At 74.6% G+C, this 16,880-nt stretch carries 17 protein-coding genes and 1 pseudogene; 9 read left to right on the top strand and 9 right to left on the bottom strand.

What is annotated here, in order from left to right:
- Positions 1 to 26: 26 nt before the first annotated feature.
- Positions 27 to 167 (top strand): annotated as a pseudogene (locus ABGB06_RS08225) (WYL domain-containing protein); the annotation flags it as partial.
- Positions 168 to 265: 98 nt separating this feature from the next.
- On the opposite strand, the gene ABGB06_RS08220 reads toward ABGB06_RS08225, so the two are convergent.
- Positions 266 to 655, bottom strand: a complete 390-nt coding sequence (locus tag ABGB06_RS08220; RefSeq protein WP_347586832.1) for a hypothetical protein — start codon at positions 653 to 655, stop codon at positions 266 to 268.
- A 135-nt stretch (positions 656 to 790) separates the two neighbouring features.
- Here ABGB06_RS08220 and ABGB06_RS08215 point away from each other — a divergent pair, with 135 nt between their 5' ends.
- Positions 791 to 949 carry a hypothetical protein gene (locus ABGB06_RS08215; RefSeq protein ID WP_347586830.1) on the top strand — a complete coding sequence of 53 codons (159 nt, stop codon included), beginning with the start codon at positions 791 to 793 and terminating at the stop codon, positions 947 to 949.
- A gap of 1 nt (position 950) precedes the next feature.
- Here the strand turns inward: ABGB06_RS08215 and ABGB06_RS08210 are convergent, their stop codons facing one another.
- The 4 genes from ABGB06_RS08210 to ABGB06_RS08195 all read right to left on the bottom strand — a co-directional run bounded on the left by ABGB06_RS08210 (position 951) and on the right by ABGB06_RS08195 (position 4,305).
- Positions 951 to 1,226, bottom strand: coding sequence for a hypothetical protein (locus tag ABGB06_RS08210; protein ID WP_347586828.1), 276 nt, complete (start codon positions 1,224 to 1,226; stop codon positions 951 to 953).
- Between the two features lie 122 nt (positions 1,227 to 1,348).
- Positions 1,349 to 2,278: a PhzF family phenazine biosynthesis protein gene (locus tag ABGB06_RS08205; RefSeq protein WP_347586826.1), complete on the bottom strand. Its 930-nt coding sequence runs from the start codon at positions 2,276 to 2,278 to the stop codon at positions 1,349 to 1,351.
- A gap of 37 nt (positions 2,279 to 2,315) precedes the next feature.
- The gene (locus ABGB06_RS08200; protein WP_347586824.1) at positions 2,316 to 3,155 is read right to left on the bottom strand and encodes a phosphotransferase; all 840 of its coding nucleotides are present in this window, start codon (positions 3,153 to 3,155) and stop codon (positions 2,316 to 2,318) included.
- 1 nt (position 3,156) lies between these two features.
- Entirely contained in the window at positions 3,157 to 4,305 is a 1,149-nt protein-coding gene (locus ABGB06_RS08195; protein ID WP_347586822.1) for a citrate synthase 2, read from the bottom strand.
- 279 nt (positions 4,306 to 4,584) lie between these two features.
- Here ABGB06_RS08195 and pdxH point away from each other — a divergent pair, with 279 nt between their 5' ends.
- Entirely contained in the window at positions 4,585 to 5,208 is a 624-nt protein-coding gene (pdxH, locus tag ABGB06_RS08190; RefSeq protein WP_347587513.1) for a pyridoxamine 5'-phosphate oxidase, read from the top strand.
- 394 nt (positions 5,209 to 5,602) lie between these two features.
- Here the strand turns inward: pdxH and ABGB06_RS08185 are convergent, their stop codons facing one another.
- A complete protein-coding gene (locus ABGB06_RS08185; RefSeq protein WP_347586820.1) occupies positions 5,603 to 6,376 on the bottom strand; it encodes an SIS domain-containing protein in 774 nt (257 codons plus the stop codon).
- A 137-nt stretch (positions 6,377 to 6,513) separates the two neighbouring features.
- Here ABGB06_RS08185 and ABGB06_RS08180 point away from each other — a divergent pair, with 137 nt between their 5' ends.
- Positions 6,514 to 7,206, top strand: coding sequence for a metal-dependent transcriptional regulator (locus tag ABGB06_RS08180; protein ID WP_347586818.1), 693 nt, complete (start codon positions 6,514 to 6,516; stop codon positions 7,204 to 7,206).
- A 343-nt stretch (positions 7,207 to 7,549) separates the two neighbouring features.
- A complete protein-coding gene (locus ABGB06_RS08175) occupies positions 7,550 to 8,422 on the top strand; it encodes an alpha/beta hydrolase (protein WP_347586816.1) in 873 nt (290 codons plus the stop codon).
- On the opposite strand, the gene ABGB06_RS08170 is transcribed toward ABGB06_RS08175, so the two are convergent.
- From ABGB06_RS08170 to ABGB06_RS08160, 3 genes are all read right to left on the bottom strand, one after another.
- Positions 8,409 to 9,956, bottom strand: coding sequence for a transporter (locus tag ABGB06_RS08170; RefSeq protein ID WP_347587511.1), 1,548 nt, complete (start codon positions 9,954 to 9,956; stop codon positions 8,409 to 8,411). The two genes, ABGB06_RS08175 and ABGB06_RS08170, sit on opposite strands and share 14 nt — an antisense overlap.
- A gap of 134 nt (positions 9,957 to 10,090) precedes the next feature.
- Positions 10,091 to 10,936 (bottom strand): ABC transporter ATP-binding protein, encoded by an 846-nt coding sequence (locus tag ABGB06_RS08165; protein WP_347586814.1) that lies wholly within the window; start codon positions 10,934 to 10,936, stop codon positions 10,091 to 10,093.
- Between the two features lie 58 nt (positions 10,937 to 10,994).
- Complete coding sequence (locus ABGB06_RS08160; RefSeq protein WP_347586812.1) at positions 10,995 to 11,648, bottom strand: bifunctional DNA primase/polymerase; 654 nt, start codon at positions 11,646 to 11,648, stop codon at positions 10,995 to 10,997.
- Between the two features lie 406 nt (positions 11,649 to 12,054).
- Between ABGB06_RS08160 and ABGB06_RS08155 the strand changes: the two genes are divergently transcribed.
- The 4 genes from ABGB06_RS08155 to purU all read left to right on the top strand — a co-directional run bounded on the left by ABGB06_RS08155 (position 12,055) and on the right by purU (position 16,868).
- Entirely contained in the window at positions 12,055 to 13,452 is a 1,398-nt protein-coding gene (locus tag ABGB06_RS08155) for a transcriptional regulator (RefSeq protein WP_347586810.1), read from the top strand.
- 113 nt (positions 13,453 to 13,565) lie between these two features.
- Positions 13,566 to 15,395, top strand: a complete 1,830-nt coding sequence (locus ABGB06_RS08150; protein ID WP_347586808.1) for a hypothetical protein — start codon at positions 13,566 to 13,568, stop codon at positions 15,393 to 15,395.
- 85 nt (positions 15,396 to 15,480) lie between these two features.
- Positions 15,481 to 15,927, top strand: coding sequence for a hypothetical protein (locus tag ABGB06_RS08145; protein WP_347587509.1), 447 nt, complete (start codon positions 15,481 to 15,483; stop codon positions 15,925 to 15,927).
- A gap of 38 nt (positions 15,928 to 15,965) precedes the next feature.
- Positions 15,966 to 16,868 carry a formyltetrahydrofolate deformylase gene (gene purU, locus ABGB06_RS08140; protein WP_347586807.1) on the top strand — a complete coding sequence of 301 codons (903 nt, stop codon included), beginning with the start codon at positions 15,966 to 15,968 and terminating at the stop codon, positions 16,866 to 16,868.
- The last annotated feature ends 12 nt before the right edge of the window (positions 16,869 to 16,880 follow it).

The raw sequence follows: 16,880 nt of genomic DNA, 5'->3' as shown, positions 1-16,880 counted from the left end.
AGTTCCGGCGCGACGTACGCCCCGAGGTCGCCGCCCGGGCCCGCTGGTACCCGCTGGCCTACGACGACGACCGCGCGGACTGGCGGATCTTCCGCGTGGACCGGATCCGGGAGCCGCGCCGCACCGGGGTGCGGGAGCCGCCGGAGCCGGACGCGGCGGCGTTCGTGCCCCGCCGGATGTACGCGCTGGCGCCGACCTACGAGGTGCTGGCCACCGGGGCCCGGGCGCTGCGCGCCGCCGGCTCGGGCGGCGACGGCTGAGGGGCCTACCGCCGGGTGACGTGGACGAGGGCGTAGTCGACGAGGACGGAGAAGCACAGGAACAGCGGCAGGGCGATCAGCGCGAGGTGCCGGAACGGGCGGCGGCGCCTGCGGGTGATCCCCCAGGTGAGCAGCGCGGCCAGCAGGGTCGGTCCCGCGACGGGGACGACCAGATCGGCCGCCGTCGCCTCCTCCGGAGGGTGCCGCGTCGCCACGCCGGCGAGGAACGCGCCCAGCACGCCACCCCACAGCGCCGCGGCGCCGAGGGCCCGGAGGAAGGTCGTGCCGCGGGGAGTGGGGGAGAAGGGGGACGGGACGCGGTTGTGCCAGGCGCGTTCGGACGGATGGGGAGGGGGCGGCGGGTCGTCGGCGCGGGGATCGTCCGCATCGCTCATGCCCTGATCGTTCCCCGCGGGCGGGGAGGGGACCCGGACCGGCTGGGATGGTACGGATTCGGACGCGCACACGGACAGGGAGAGGGGGCGGGGGCGGGTCATGGCGCTCGACCAACGCCGGGGAGCGTCGACCCGTTGCGGCGCCTGGGCGTCGGCGTGCTGCTGTCGCTACGAGGGTGCCGGCCCCGGGCTGCCCGAGGACTGGTCGGGGTGCCGTTCAACGGGCCCGCCCAGCTCGTCGAGGGGGACGCCCTCGCCGACGCCCTCCGCCCCCTGGTCGCGGGCCCCGCCTGAGTCAGCTCGCCACCCGGGTGCAGGCCCCGCAGGACTCGCACCACCAGAGGGCGCCGTCGGCGTCCACGTCCGTGCTGCCGCAGGCGGGGCAGTCGGGGCCGGCGATGCTGGCCGTGACGTAGCGCGGGGAGGTGGCGGCCTGGCGTTCGTGGGTCAGGCGTTCGGCCGCGAAGCAGTGCAGGCATAACGGCTGGCTCAACCCCGGCAGCTTCACCGGGCGCTGGTGGCAGACGGGGCACGGCTCGACGCCGACGATCTCCGGGGGGAGCCGTCGCACCACAGGACGTGTCACCGAGCCCGACCCCCTCGTCGCTCAACCCGCTCGTGCCGTCACGCACAGCCATGGTAGGCGTCCGAGGGGGTCGCGTCAGGTGAACGGGGGCAACCCCACCAGCATCGTTACGAGTTGGTAGGCACATCCAGCGTGCCGCCGCCGAGGATGACCGTGTGGCCGCCGATGGACACGCCGGTGAGGCTGCCGTCCCGGATGTAGGCCGTGGCCTCGATCTCGCTCGGCCGACCCATGGCCACGCCCTGGTGCACCGTCACCGAGAACTCCGCCTCGTCCTGGCCCTTCTCCTCCGCGGTGCCGCCGGGCTCCGCCGTTCCGCGCAGCGCCAGACCGGCGACCAGACCCGCGCAGGCGGAGCCGGTGGCCGGGTCCTCGCCCACGCCGATCTCGGGCACGAACGCCCGCGCGTGCAGCCGCCCGCCGTCCCGGACGTCGCCCGCGAAGACGTACAGGTGCGGCGACCAGCCGCCCGCCACGCCGGCGGACCACGCGCCGCGGTCGAGCACCACCCGGTCCACGGTCGCGGCGTCCGGCAGCCGCACGAAGCAGTACCGCAGGGCCACCCCGCCGTACCAGCACTCGACGAGGTCGGAGGCGGACAGCGAGAGCGCCGCGGCGATCTCGGGCGCGGGCGGCTCGTGGTCCGCGCTCTCGTACGGCGCGGTCACCGTGAACCGGGCGAACGTGCCGTCCACCCGGACCGCGACCGGGCCCACGCCCTCCTCCAGCACGAGCTCGCCGTTCGCGTCGCCGACGCCCTCGCGGGTCGCCAGCACGGCCGCCGTGCCCACCGTCGGGTGGCCGGCGAACGGCAACTCCATGGCGGGCGTGAAGATCCGCACCCGGCGGGTGCCGCGCGGGTCGTGCCGGGTGTCCTCGGCCGGCAGCACGAAGGTGGTCTCGGAGAAGTTGAACTCCCGGGTCAGCGCCTGCATGTCCGCGGTGGACAGGCCGCGCGCGTCGGGGAAGACGGCGAGTTGGTTGCCCCCGAAGGGTCGCTGGGTGAAGACGTCTGCGAGGTAGTAGCTGTAGTCCACCCCCGCACTCTAGGAGCCATCCCACCGGCGCGCGCGTTCAATTTCCGGTGTGCTGCCCCGGCTCCTCACGGCCGGGCCGGCCCAGCAGCGCCGCGCTGAACGTGTCGTGCTGGGCCACCAACCAGGTCCGCAGGCGGTCCCAGCGCTCCGGGCCGCCGCGGTCGGCCAGGGCCTGGGTGAAGTTGGGGTCGCCGGCGGACACCCGGTCGGTGACGAAGGCGCGGCAGACGTCGTGGGCCCGCACGATGACGCCGGGCAGCGCGGCGCGTTGCTCCGGCGAGAGGCCGTAGCCGTCGGCGAACAGCCGCAGCCGGGCCGGCACGTCCAGGCCCGCCGGGTGGACGGACGCGGCGGAGGCGGGGTCGCGCATGGGCACCCAGTACCGGGCGGCCATGGCGACGTCCCAGACCGGGCGGCCGGGGGCGGCCAGGTCGAAGTCGATCAGGGCGGCGGCGCGACCGGCGCGGAAGACGACGTTCTCCCGGCAGACGTCGTTGTGGCACAGCATCGTCCCGCCCTCCGGATCGGCCAGGTCCCGCGGCCACGCGACGCCCGGATCGACCGGCACGGCCGCGCTGACGTCGTGCAGCCGCCGCAGCAGGACGCCCACGGAGTGCAGCGCGGAGTCGGTCAGGGCCCAGTCGGGGAACGGCGGGATCGGCACCTCGCCGGCGACGAAGCTCAGCTGTTCGCGTCCGTCGTCGGCCAGCCGGACCGGGAGGGGCGCGCCGTCGAAGCCCTGCCGGCGGAGCGCGCGGAGATGGGCGTGCAGGGCACGCGCGGTGGGCGGCGCCGGGCGGTCGACCACATCGCCCCGGCGCACCACGGCGCCGGCGTTCGACAGGCCGCCGGCCAGCGGTTCCTCCCCGGCGGCCACGCTACCGGCCCTGCGGATAGCCGGCGAGGTCGTGCGGGTCGCGGGCCGCGGGGCCCACATAGCGCGCGGAGGGGCGGATCAGGCGCCCGGTCCGCTTCTGTTCCAGGATGTGCGCCGACCAGCCGGCCGTGCGCGCACAGGTGAACAGCGCCGTGAACATGGCGGCCGGCACCTCGGCGAAGTCCAGCACCACGGCCGCCCAGAACTCCACGTTGGTGGCCAGCACCCGGTCCGGGCGGCGGGCGTGCAGCTCGGCGAGCGCGGCCCGTTCCAGCGCCGCGGCGGCCTCGAAGCGCGGCGCGCCCAGCCGTTCGGCGGTGCGCCGCAGCACCCGGGCGCGCGGGTCCTCGGCGCGGTAGACGCGGTGGCCGAAGCCCATCAGCCGCTCGCCCGCGTCCAGCCGGCGCCTGACGTATCCGGCCGCGTCCCCGGTGCGCTCCACCTCCTCGATCATGCCGAGCACGCGGGAGGGCGCGCCGCCGTGCAGCGGACCCGACATGGCGCCGACCGCGCCGGACAGCGCGGCGGCCACGTCCGCGCCGGTGGAGGCGATCACCCGGGCGGCGAAGGTGGAGGAGTTCATGCCGTGTTCGGCGGCGGACGTCCAGTAGGCGTCGACGGCGGCGACGTGCCGCGGGTCGGGCTCGCCGCGCCAGCGCCGCATGAAGCGCTCCACGACGCTGTCCGACCGGTCGATCTCCCGCTGCGGCACCATCGGCAGGCCGGGCCCGCGGGCGGACTGCGCCACGTAGCTGAGCGCCATCACGGCGGCGCGGGCCAGGTCCTCCCTGGCCTGGGCCGTGTCGATGTCGAGCAGCGGGCGCAGGCCCCAGGCCGGCGCCAGCATGGCCAACGCGGACTGCACGTCGACCCGGACGTCGCCGGAGTGCACCGGCAGCGGGAACGGTTCGGCCGGCGGCAGCCCGGGGTCGAACGCGCCGTCCACCAGCAGGCCCCAGACCTGGCCGAACGAGACGTGGCCGACCAGGTCCTCGATGTCGATCCCGCGGTAGCGCAGGGCGCCACCCTCCCGGTCCGGTTCGGCGATCTCCGTCTCGAACGCGATGACGCCCTCCAGGCCCGGCACGAAGGCGGGCGGGGCGTCGGGGCCGGTGCCGGACGGGCCGGACGCGGGGTGGGCCTCGGACATGGGGGGACTCCTCGTACGGGCGCGGGCTCTGGGCGCCACCTTAACCACGGGTGTCCGCGAGGCACCCGGCAGGCGCCTTCCAGGCACAGAGCGTGGGACAAAACCCCGCCGGGGTCACCACTGTCAGCGGGGTGATGCAAGATATGGCGCGTGCCCCACGCCGACAACGACGCCCGTCCCGATCCCCTCCCAGATCCTCGCGCAGATCCCGGTGCCGAGTCCCGTGCCGAGTCCCGCACCGAGCCCGGCACCCCCGGCGGCCAGCTCGACCCGGCCGCGATGCGCGCCAGGTACCGCGACGCGGGCCTGGACGAGAAGGAGCTCGCCACCGACCCGTTCGCGCAGTTCCAGGACTGGTTCGCGCAGGCCGCCGGCAGCGGGTTGCACGAGCCCAACGCGATGGTCCTGGCGACCGCGGACGCGCGGGGCCGCCCCAGCTCGCGCACGGTGCTGCTGAAGCACTTCGACGACCGCGGCTTCGTCTTCTTCACGAACTACGGCTCCCGCAAGGGCCAGGAGATCGAGGCCAACCCGCACGTCTCGCTGCTCTTCCCGTGGCACGGCATCGCCCGGCAGGTGATCGTCTCCGGCACCGCGTCCCGCACCGGCAGGGACGAGTCCGTCGGATACTTCCGCACCAGGCCGCACGGTTCGCAGCTGGGCGCGTGGTCGAGCGAGCAGTCGTCCAAGGTCGCCTCGCGGGCCGAGCTCGACCGGATGTACGCGGCGCTGGCCGAGCGCTATCCGGAGGGCGAGGACGTGCCTGCACCGCCGCAGTGGGGCGGATACCGGGTGGTGCCGGAGACGGTGGAGTTCTGGCAGGGCCGGGAGAATCGGCTGCACGACCGGCTGCGCTACGTCCGGCTCGGCGAGCGGTGGTCGGTCGAGCGCCTCTGTCCCTGAGGCCCGAGTCACCCGCCGGGGTGCGTGTCGCGGCGGATAAGGAAGCGAGCGCACCGGCCGGAAAAAGAAGCTCGTCAGAAAACAACAACGGAGAACCACAAAAAGAAACGACCCGCGGGCCTTGGTTCCCGGACGCTGGGCGTCCGGGAAGCCGGCCGGACGTTACCGGCGGCCCGCGGATCGGGTGACTGCATGGGATTGGCCGGCGGCGCCGGCGCCACGTGTCGTGGGACGACGGCCCTAGGCCGCAGTCACCTCACGCGTCCGGTTCTCACTCATCTGCCGAACCACCTCCCTTCTCGTGTACCCCACACGCTAGGCGGAGGGTCCGCGTCGAGACAAGCTCTTTTTTTCTCCCCGGGATCCGGCGTCCGGGGTCACGGCGTCTGGCGTCCTAGGAGCGGTAGCGCCACAGGATGCGGTCGGCGTGCTCCGCGTACACCCGCTCGTTCCACGCCTCGCCGCCGTCCAGGTTCGCCGAGCGCAGCAGCGGCGGATCGATGCCCCGCTCCGCCAACTCCCCGGCCGCCTGTGCGATCACGGCCTGGAGCAGGGCCGCGGCCACCACGGTGGAGGCGGGCGCGAACGGCGCGGCGATCCGGTCGTGCGTGAGCTCCGCGTCACCGACCTGGATGCCGCTGTTCAGCACCAGGTCACAGTGGTCCTTCAGGTAGGTGCCCGAGGAGTGCCGGGAGGCGGTCGCGCCGCCCTCGCCCGCCACGTAGGCCAGGGACGTCACCCCGATCACGGTGAGGCCGAGCGAGCGGGCGTGCGACGCCATCTCGATGGGCAGCGCGTTCCGCCCGGACAGCGAGACGATGATCAGCAGGTCACCGGCCCGCGCCGGGCTGCTGTCCAGCGTCGCCTGGGCCAGACCGCCGACCCGCTCCAGCGCGCTGCCGAGGGTGGCGGGCGTGACGTCCACGCCGGTGGTGCCCGGCACCGAAAGCAGGTTCACCAGGGCGAGCCCGCCGGCGCGGTAGACGAGGTCCTGGGCCGGGAGGGCGGAGTGGCCCGCGCCGTAGGCGAACAGCTTGCCGCCCGCCGCCACGGTGTCGGCGACCAGCGCGGCGGCCCGGGCCAGTCCGTCCGCCTCCTGGTCCCGGATCCGCGTGAGCAGTCCGATGGCGGCGTCCAGATACTGGGTGCCGAGGGTGGCGTCGCTCATGAGTGGAAGTCCCCTTTCCCGGTCCGACGATCCGCGGTGCGAATCCGCGCCCGTTGGTATCGCAGAACGGGAACGGTTGTCACTGGCATACGTCACAATTGGACGAGGGCCACCGCACGAGGAATCTAGGGGCTTTCATGTCCGGACTCATCGACACCACCGAGATGTACCTCCGCACCATCCTGGAGCTGGAGGAAGAAGGGGTGGTCCCGATGCGCGCGCGGATCGCCGAGCGCCTGGAGCAGAGCGGGCCGACCGTCAGCCAGACGGTCGCCCGCATGGAGCGGGACGGGGTGCTGATCATCGCCGGGGATCGCCACCTGGAGTTGACGGAGCAGGGCCGCCGGCTGGCCGAGCGGGTGATGCGCAAGCACCGCCTCGCCGAGTGTCTGCTGGTGGACGTGATCGGCCTGGAGTGGGAGCACGTGCACGCGGAGGCGTGCCGCTGGGAGCACGTGATGAGCGACGCGGTGGAGCGGCGGATGCTGGAGCTGCTGAACCATCCCACCGAGTCCCCGTACGGCAACCCCATCCCGGCCCTGGCCGAGTTGGGGGAGACGGTGCAGGCCGATCCCTTCCTCGAGGAGGGCATGGTCGCGCTGTCCGAGCTGGACGCGGACGGCGGCAAGACCGTCATCGTCCGCCGGATCGGGGAGCCGATCCAGGCCGACGCGCAGGTGATGCAGACGCTGCGGCGGGCCGGCGTGCAGCCGGGTGCCTCGGTGAGCGTCACCTCCGGGGCCGGCGGCGGAGTGCAGGTGGGCAGCGGCGGCGAGGCGGCCGAGCTGGAGCCGGCGGTCGCGATGCACGTTTTCGTGGCCAAGGGGTGAGCCGCCCGGTGGGCCTCGGACGTGGGCGGGCCGGCCGCGCGTCGCGGCCGGCCCACCTGTCACCCCTCTCCACTGACCCCGGCCCCGAGCTCCCGGGATCCGGTGCCCCTCCCCGTTGCTGTCTCCCCTCCCCGACCGCTCCCGATGCCCGCCCGGCATCACTCGAACGAGGGGATTAGCGCTGATGAACGGCCTTTTTCGAACTTAGTTTCGATATCCTTGATCCTGCCGGACCCGGGGACGGTTCGCCCGGTGGCGAGCAGGCCAGCACGAGCGGCACGGCGACGGCACACGTCGGGACCACTGGAGCAGCGGGCACAGCGGGAGCAGGGGGTCGGTGCGGATGGTGCGAAGGGTCAGCGTCACCGGGCACGGCGGAGTGCGTCTCGCCGCCTGGGAGTTCGCCGAGCCGCCCAAGACCCCGCCACCGGTTCCCGACCCGGCGCCCGGCCCGGCCCGGGGGATCCTGCTGCTGCACGGCCTGCTGGGCCGCGCCGCGCACTGGGCCGACACCGCGCGCTGGCTGTCCGGACGGTACCGCGCGGTCGCGCTGGACCAGCGCGGGCACGGGCAGAGCGCGAAGCCGGACTCGTTCGACCGGGACGCCTACGTCGCCGACGCCGCGGCCGCCGTGGAGCAGCTCGGCCTGGCGCCGGCCGCGCTGATCGGACACGCGATGGGCGCCCTCACCGCCTGGCAGCTCGCGGCCCGACGGCCCGACCTGGTGCGCGCGGTGGTGCTCTGCGACATGCGCCCCTCGGCCCTCGGCGTCAGCTCCCAGCGCGAATGGGAGCAGTGGTTCGCCTCCTGGCCGCTGCCGTTCGCCACGCTGGCCGACGTCCGGCGCTGGTTCGGCGAGGAGGACCCGACGCTGGACCGTCCGCGCCCGGCGCGCGGGGAGTTCTTCGCGGAGGTCATGGCCGAGGCGCCGGACGGCTGGCGGCCGGCGTTCCGCTGGGAGCAGATGCTGGCCGCCCGCGAGGGCTGGGTGCACGACGCGCACTGGGACGAGCTGGCCCAGGTGCGCTGTCCGGCGCTGGTGATCCGCGGCATCGACGGCGAGCTCGGCCGCGCCGAGGCGCAGGAGATGGTGCGGGTGCTGCCCAGGGGCGAGTACGCCGACGTGCCCGAAGCCGGCCACCTCGCCCATCTGGAGCGCCCGGACGCCTGGCGGGAGCCGGTCGGCGCCTTCCTCGCCCGGGTCACGACCTGCTGACCGCCACGAGGATCTCCGGCAGACGCTGGGCCGTCATGGCGGCGCCCACGCGCAGTCCGAGATAGGCGACCAGCGTCCCGTAGCCGACGCCCACCGGCAGCACCAGCCACGTGAGGGCGCTGTCCGCCACGTTCAGCCAGATGGTCAGGGCGATCACCGGGGAGACCACCACCGCGCCCGCCAACGTGCCGAGCACGATGCTGAACCAGGCGACCGAGCCCTGCCCCGGGGCGACGTTCTTCATCGGGTTGTCCTGCGGGACGGAGTACGGGAACCGCGCCGAGGTCACCGCGCCGATGCCGAACAGCGCGCCCAACACCGCCAGGGCCAGGCCCATCGCGTCCGGCAGCGCCGCCCATTCGCCGAACAGCGCCGCCGAGAGCAGCACCACCATGACGGTGTACGGCGCCGCGACCAGCCCGATGGCCAGCGCCCTGGCCCGCAGTTCGACGAAGGCGTCGCGGGCCGAGGTGATCGTCTGCGCCACCTGCCAGAAGGCGCTGTAGTCCTGCCCGAACTGGTTGTACATCAGCAGGCCGAGCAGCCCGGCCGCCCAGCAGGCGTTGTAGATGTTGCTGTTGCCCTGCACCGCGTAGACGACGGGCAGCAGCAGGCCCATGCCGAGCGCCATGACCCAGCCGAGCTTGGTCTTCGGGTCGCGCCAGCCGTAGCGCAGGGTGCGCAGCATCACCGTGCCGGTGCGGTCGGTGGGCAGCAGCGAGGCGAGCCCGCCCGAGCCGCCCGCCCGTTCCCGGCGCTCGTCCGGGGGCTCCTGGAGGGTGGACGCGTCGGGGGAGGTCATCAGGTGGGTGAGCGCGCGCTGCCACCACCACAGCAGCAGCCAGAACAGCGCCGCCGTGCCGGCCAGACCCGCCGCCGCGACCGCGTGGGACCCCTCGCCGGCGGCCCGCACGGCGTCCACGGCCGAGGCCGGCGGCACCCAGCGCAGCACGTCCGCGGTCGCCTCCACCGGGCCCATACCCTGCTCGCCGGAGAGCCGGGACGCGGCCATGCTGACGCCCTGGATGCCGAAGGCGATCACGACGCCGCTGAAGATCGCCAGATCGCGGCCCTTGCGGCTGGTCAGCAGGCGGGTGTTGGCGGTGGCCACGGCGCGGGTCAGCGTCGGGCACACCAGCAGCACCAGCAGCACGGCGAGCACCCCGGCCACCGCCCCGGCGACGCCCTCCGCGACGGCCAGCACGGCGCCGACCAGCAGCAGCAGCGTGAACAGCGGCCCGGTGCCCACCAACGAGGCCACCAGCTGGGCCACGACCAGCCGCTCGGGGCGCAGCGGCAGCATCACCAGCCGGCCCGGATCCAGCGTCTCGTCCAGCCCGCCGACGAACAGCGGCACGAACGCCCAGGCCAGGGCGATGACGGCGATCAGCACCACGCCGACGTCCGTCGCGTTCTCGTGGCCGCGCAGCAGCACCAGGCCCAGCAGCCCGAACCCGCCGAACAGCAGCGCCACCACCACCGAGCCCACGAACGCGGCCGAGCGGCCCGTGGACTGGCGCAGCCCGTTCCGCATCAGCGACAGCTTGAGCTGCACGAAGACCGCGGTCGCGGTCCGGCGGGAGACCGGGGTCGGCGCGCCGGGGGTGGGCCGCGGCCCCTCGGCCAGCGATCCGCCGGCGGCTGGAGCCCGCCCGGCGGCGGGAGCGCTCACCGGGCACCGCCGCCGAGCCAGTCGAGGCTCTGCCCCGCCGGATTGCCCTGCGCGCCCACCAGCGCCAGGAACGCGCTCTGCAACGACTCCGCGTCGCCCCGCACCTCGGCCAGCGTGCCGTGCGCCCGGATCCGGCCGGCCGCGATCACCGCGACCCAGTCGCACAGCGACTCGACCAGCTCCATCACGTGGCTGGAGAAGACCACGGTGGCGCCCGAGGCGGTGTAGCGCTCCAGCACCCCCCTGATGGTCTGGGCGGAGACGGGATCGACGCCCTCGAACGGCTCGTCGAGGAAGAGCACCTCGGGATTGTGCAGGAGCGCCGCCGCCAGCCCGATCTTCTTCCGCATGCCCGTCGAGTAGTCCACGACCAGCTTGTGCTGGGCCCCGGACAGGTCGAGCACGTCGAGCAGCTGGTTGGCCCGCCGCTCCACCTCGGCCACCGGCAGGCCGCGCAGCCGGCCCAGGTACGTCAGCAGCTCCCGGCCGGAGAGCCGCTCGAAGAGGCGCAGACCCTCGGGGAGCACGCCGATCCGGGCCTTCACGTCGGCCGGGTCCCGCCAGACGTCCCGCCCGACCACCTCGACCCGGCCCTCGTCGGGCCGGAGCAGTCCGGTGATCATGGACAGGGTCGTCGTCTTGCCGGCGCCGTTCGGCCCCACCAGGCCGATGAACCGTCCCGCCGGCAGGTCCAGATCGATGCCGGCGACCGCCGGCTGCTCCCCGAACCGCTTCCACAGCCCGCGCACCCGGACGGCGACGGGCCCCTCGCCCGCCGCGTCCGACCCCGAGCCGGTGGCAACCTCCGCGCCGGCCCCGCCACGCTCCCCGTCTACCGTCATGCCCTTCACCCTAGGGCGTGTCCGCGTCATTCAGCCGGGACCGGTCCCTCGCGGGCGGTCAGCGCTTCTCCTGACCGCAGGCGTAGGCCAGCGCCGGCAGCAGGGCCTCGACGTCGGGCAGCCAGCGGTTGGCGGAGGTCGGCTCCCGCACCCACCGCACCGAGCCGCGCGGACCGGTCCAGGTCGGCGGCGCCGGCACGTACCCGCCGTCGCCGCACGTCATCAGGTCGAGCGTGTCCGGCACCCAGCCGAGCCGCCGGGTGAGCGCGGGCACCTTCGCCACGCCGCCCGGCAACACGAAGAACATCATCCGGCCGTACGGGGTGGCGCTCACCGGGCCGAGCTCCGTGCCCAGCCGCTCCATCCGGGCCAGCGCCAGACAACCCGCGGACTCCGGCACCTCCAGTACGTCGAAGCAGCGCCCGGTCGGCAGCAGCACCGAGGCCCGCGGCTCCGCGGTCCACAGCCGCCGGGCGGCGCTCGCGCTGCCCGTGGCCTGCGCCGCCCAGTCGGGGCGCACGGGATGCGCCCCTGGCGCCGGACAGACACGGTCCCCGCACGAGCACCGGGCACCGGACGGTCCGAACTCCAGCCAACTCCCCGGTACCACGTCCCAGTGCCGCTCCTCCACGTACCGCACCGCGTGCTCCAGCGCGGGTGCCGCGTACGACCGCGTCGTGGACGGCTGCCGCGGCTGCAGCCCGGGCCGCATCCGTCGTCCGCGGGGCGGCGACTGGGCCGGCACCTGGTCCGCTACCTGCGCGTCCGGGCGCGCCCGGCGCGCCTCGGACGCGCTCGCGGCGCCCCGCGCGGGCGTTGGCGACGGGCTCTCTCCGGAACCTCCTCCGGGCCCTGCCGCCGCGGGGGGAGCCGCCGGCGGACGCGCGGGGGACGAGGGGATCTGCCAGGGGACGTTGACGGCTGAGGTGACTCCGAAGGTCTCTTCCACATCGAACACAACTCGGAAGACACCCGGGAGTTACGGCCGTTGGGCCGCCTCGTTGAGCCCCCGGCCCGCATTTGGGGCGCATCGGTGCACGACTGGGGGCGTGGTGGATGGACCCGTAACGGAGCGGGCAGTCATGAGCCCGGTAAGTGACCGTTAGTGGGAGCCGCTGATGACCGCCAGACCACTGATCGCCCGTCAGCCCAACGAGCGACTGCTCTCCCTGATCCGGGAGGCGGGATGCTCGAACGCCGGGCTGGCACGCCGCGTCAACATGTGCGCGGCGGAACGCGGTCTCGACTTCCGCTACGACAAGACCTCCGTGGCCCGCTGGATCCGGGGCCAGCAGCCGCGGGGGCGGGCGCCCGACGTCATCGCCGAGGCCCTGGGCCGCAAGCTGGGGCGGCCCGTCACGGTCGACGAGATCGGCATGGGCAACTCCCGGCAGCTCGGCTCCTCGGTCGGCCTGCACTTCGCCGTCGACCTCACCGACTGCCTGGAGCAGGCCACCGAGCTGTGGCGCTCCGACGTGGCCCGCCGGGAGAACGACGGCCCCGGCAGCGGCAGTCTGTACGGGTCGAGCGCCGCGCACGTCGCGCCCGCCGCCCTCGTGGAGCCGAGCCGGGACTGGCTGATCACCCCGGCCGACATCGAGGTCGCCCGGAGCTCGGGCCCCCGCGTCGGCAGCCCCGACGTGGAGGCGGTGCTGGCCACCACGGCCGCGCTGGTCGACCTGGACCGGCGCTGGGGCTCGGGCCACGTCCGCCCGATCGTGGTGCACTACCTGAACAGCGTGGTCGGCGGCCTGCTGGGCGGCAGCTACCGGGAGACCGTCGGCCGGGAGCTCTTCGGCGCCGCCGCCCGGCTCACCGAGCTGGCCGGTTACATGGCGGTGGACGGCGGCCTGCCGGGCCTCGCCCAGCGCTACTACATCCAGGCGCTGCGCCTGGCCCAGGCGGCCGGCGACCGCGGCTTCGGCGGCTACGTACTGGCCGCCGGCATGAGCCACCTCGCCGCCGAACTGGGCAACCCCCGTGAGGTGATCCAGCTGGCCAGGGCGGCCCAGGAGGGCGCCAAGGGCCGGATCACGCCGCGTGCCGAGGCGCTCTTCCTCGCGGCCGAGGCCCGCGGCCACGCCCAGCTCGGCGACCGGGAGAGCTGCCGCCGCTGCTCGTCCGCGGCGCTGGCCGCGATGGACCGGACGGGCGAGGAGAGCGGCGACGATCCGGCCTGGATCGCCCATTTCGACGCGGCCTATCTGGCCGACGAGCTGGCGCACTGCCACCGCGACCTGGGCCAGGGCGAGGCGGTGCAGCAGCGGGCCGCCGAGGCGCTGGCCGGACACCCGCCGACCCGGGCCAGACGACGGGCGATCGGGCTGCTGCTGCTCGCCACCGGGCAGTTGCAGGAGGGTGACCTGGAACACGCGCTGCACTCCGCGGAGGAGGCGCACACCGTGCTCGCCGGCCTCCGTTCGGGGCGCGGAACCGACTACCTCAGCGACTTCAGGACCCGGCTACAACCCCACCAAGAGGAGGCCGCCGTCCGGGACTTCACCGCCCGGCTGTAGTCGCGGGGCCCCGGCCGGCGCCCCGGTCCGCCCTCCGGATGATCAACTGCGGTGTGCGCGGCAGCAGCTGAGCTGTTCGACGACTCTTCAGCGGAGCCGCTAACGTGGCTCGGGTGACGAGCCAGAGCGGACGGGACGACGAGCCTCGCGAGGGCATTGTGCTGCCCTCGAACGGCGAGCCGTGGGACCCGCGTGCGCAGCCCAAGACGGATCAGGCCGCCGCCGGGGCCCCCTCGGCGGGCCAGCCGTGGGGGCAGCCCTGGGGCCCGGAGCAGCGGGAGGCCGCGCCCTCCCTGCCTCCGGCGTCGACTCCCCAGCCGGCGGAACTCCCTCCCCCGGGCCCCGAGGGCCTGGGTGGTGCCGCCGTGCCCACCCCACCCATGCCCACCCCACCCATGCCCACCCCACCCATGCCCGCCGCCCCGCCCGAGCCGTACGCCGCGTCCCCCGGCGTCCCGGGCCCGGACGCCCCGCAGGCACCCGGCGGCCCGGGCGGTGCTCCCGGCGCGCACGGCGCCCACGCCGCCGGCCCTCCGGACGCCACGCAGCCGCTACCCGCGGCGTCGCCCCCCGGCGGGCTGCCGCAGATGCTGCCGCACCAGCAGGCGGACCACCAGCCACATCACCAGCCGCCGCAGGGGCCGCCCCAGGCAGCGCCGCCACCGTCGGCGCCCGCGCCCGGGTCACCCGACGCCGCCGAGACCGAGCTCATCCCCCCGGTGGTGGACGCGCCCCCCGGCGACGTGGAGGCCACGGCGCAGATACGCGCGTTGCCCCAGCAGGCGACGCCGGCGCGCCCGAACTCCGCGCCCGTCAACCCCGAGGGCGCCACCGAGCTGATCCCGCCGGTCGTGGATGACTCCCCCAGGCCCGAGGGGCCCGGGTGGGGGCACCTCCCGGGCCGCCAAGGCCCGGGGGAGTACCCCCATGCCGCCGGCCGGGGGACGCCCTCCGGCGCGGCCGGCGATCCCGAGTCGACCACCCAGATCCGGGCCGTGCCACCCGGCCGCGCCGCGGCCCGCCGGCAGGGGCAGCGCCGACCGCAGCCGCAGGCGGGACCGCAGCCCCGCCCGCCGGTCCGCCCGGAGACCGGCGTCGAGTCCACCCAGGCGCTGCCCAGCGTCCCCGGCGGCGGCGTGTCCAGCGACTTCGACAGCCTCTTCAGGTCCGCCGCCCAGTCCACCCCCCAGAACATCCCGCACCCCGCGCCGCACGCCGGCCCGCAGGGGCCGGGGCCCGGCCGTGCCGTTCGCCGGGAGGAGGGCCGGCGTCGTTCTCCCGCCGCGTTGGTCACCATCGTGGTCGTCGCCTGTGCCGTGGTCGGCCTGGCCGCCGGGGCCGCGCTGAGCGGCGGCGACGAGGATCCCTCGGCCGGCGGCGAGACCGCGGACACCGAGCGGCAGGAGGAGAACGCCGACGGCGGCAGCGGCGGCTCCGGCGGCGAGGGCGGGGACGCCGGCGCCGGCGGCGCCGGGGACGAGGCGGAGGCCCGCCAGCAGGCCGAGGACCTCTCCGCGCTGCTCGCGGACAGCAACAACAGCCGCGACGCGGTGATCAGGGCGGTGGACGACATCAAGTCGTGCAAGCGCCTGCCCCGGGCGGCCCGTGACCTGCGCGACGCCGCCGACCAACGCACCAACCTCGTCGACCGGCTGGACGGTCTCGAACTGGACCGGCTGCCGGACGGCACCGAGCTGTCCAGCTCGCTGACCGAGGCGTGGGAGGCGTCCGCCGAGGCCGACGAGTACTACGCCGCCTGGGCGGACGAGGCCCGCGCCGACAACAACGTCTGCCGGGGCGGTCAGGCGATCCACACCGGCAACGCCTCGCAGGGCGACCTGGCCAGCGGCACCGCGACCCAGGCCAAGGAGCAGGCGGCCGAGCTGTGGAACCCGATCGCCCGGGAGTACGACCTCCCGGAGCGCGTCGCGACCCAGCTGTGAACCGGAGGACGGACCGGACGGTGGACCCGATGGTGGACGAGGCCCGATGAACAAGCCATTCCCTAACGCCCGCCGTTCCCGCACCATGGTCGGCATGCCGCTTAACGACATGCCGTGGTGGCGCTGGCGCGCGAACGTGCGCTCGGCGCTGCACATGCTCTCCGACCCGGTGTTCCACCAGGAGTGCTGGGTGCCCGAGCTGCCCGGCTACGGCGACGTCACCGACGCCGTCTACCGCCTGGTCGAGGACACCTGGCTCGACAACTGGTCGGCGGACAAGTACCTGGGCACGATCTTCCGGGACGCCCAGGAGGCGTCCCTGGTGGACGTCGCGGTGCTGCGGGTGCTGCGGATCATGCACCAGGTCGGCCCCGACGCCCCGGTCATCGCCTATCTCCAGCACCACGGCTGGCCGGAGGCGGTGCGGGCGGCGCGCGAGGCCCACGTCAGGCTCGCGACGAACGACGGCGAGGACCCGGACACGCCCCCGGGATCGCTCGACGAGCTGGCGGCCGCGCTGCACTCGGTCTGAGCGCCGCGCCCGGCGGGGATGTGCCAGGCTTGGACACCATGAGCCCCTCGTCCCCCGACGCCACCCCCAGCCCGGCCGCGGTCCCGGCGCCGACGCAGTACATCCTGACGCTCTCCTGTCCGGACAAGCCGGGCATCGTGCACGCCGTGTCGAGCTACCTCTTCATGACCGGCTGCAACATCGAGGACAGCCAGCAGTTCGGCGACCGCGACACCGGGCTCTTCTTCATGCGGGTGCACTTCTCGGCGGTCGAGCCCGCGCTCACCCCGGAGAAGCTGCGGGCCAGCTTCGCCGCCGTCGGCGACTCCTTCCAGATGGACTGGCAGCTGCACTCCGCCGAGGACCGGACCCGGGTGCTGCTGATGGTCAGCAGGTTCGGCCACTGCCTGAACGACCTGCTGTTCCGCACCCGGATCGGGGCGCTGCCCGTGGACGTCGCCGCCGTGGTGTCCAACCACACCGACTTCGCCGAGCTCGCCGGCTCCTACGGCATCCCGTTCCACCACATTCCGGTCACCGCCGACACCAAGCCGGAGGCGGAGGCGCGCCTGCTGCGCATCGTCGAGGACGAGCGGGTGGAGCTCGTGGTGCTCGCCCGCTACATGCAGGTGATCTCCGACGAGCTGTGCAAGCAGCTGCCGGGTCGCATCATCAACATCCACCACTCCTTCCTCCCCAGCTTCAAGGGCGCCCGGCCGTACCACCAGGCGCACGCCCGCGGGGTGAAGCTGATCGGCGCGACGGCGCACTACGTGACGGCCGAACTGGACGAGGGCCCGATCATCGAGCAGGAGGTGGAGCGGGTCGGCCACGAGCTGTCCCCGCAGCAGCTGGTCGCGGTCGGCCGGGACGTGGAGTGCCAGGCGCTGGCCCGCGCGGTGAAGTGGCACAGCGAGCGGCGGGTGCTGATCAACGGTCACCGCACGGTGGTCTTCGCGTAGGGCGCGCGGGTC

The sequence above is a fragment of the Streptomyces sp. B6B3 genome (genome assembly GCF_039871525.1).
GTDB lineage: Bacteria > Actinomycetota > Actinomycetes > Streptomycetales > Streptomycetaceae > Streptomyces.
Note: the sequence above shows the minus strand (reverse complement) of the source record. Positions and strands in the feature narration are given on the sequence as shown.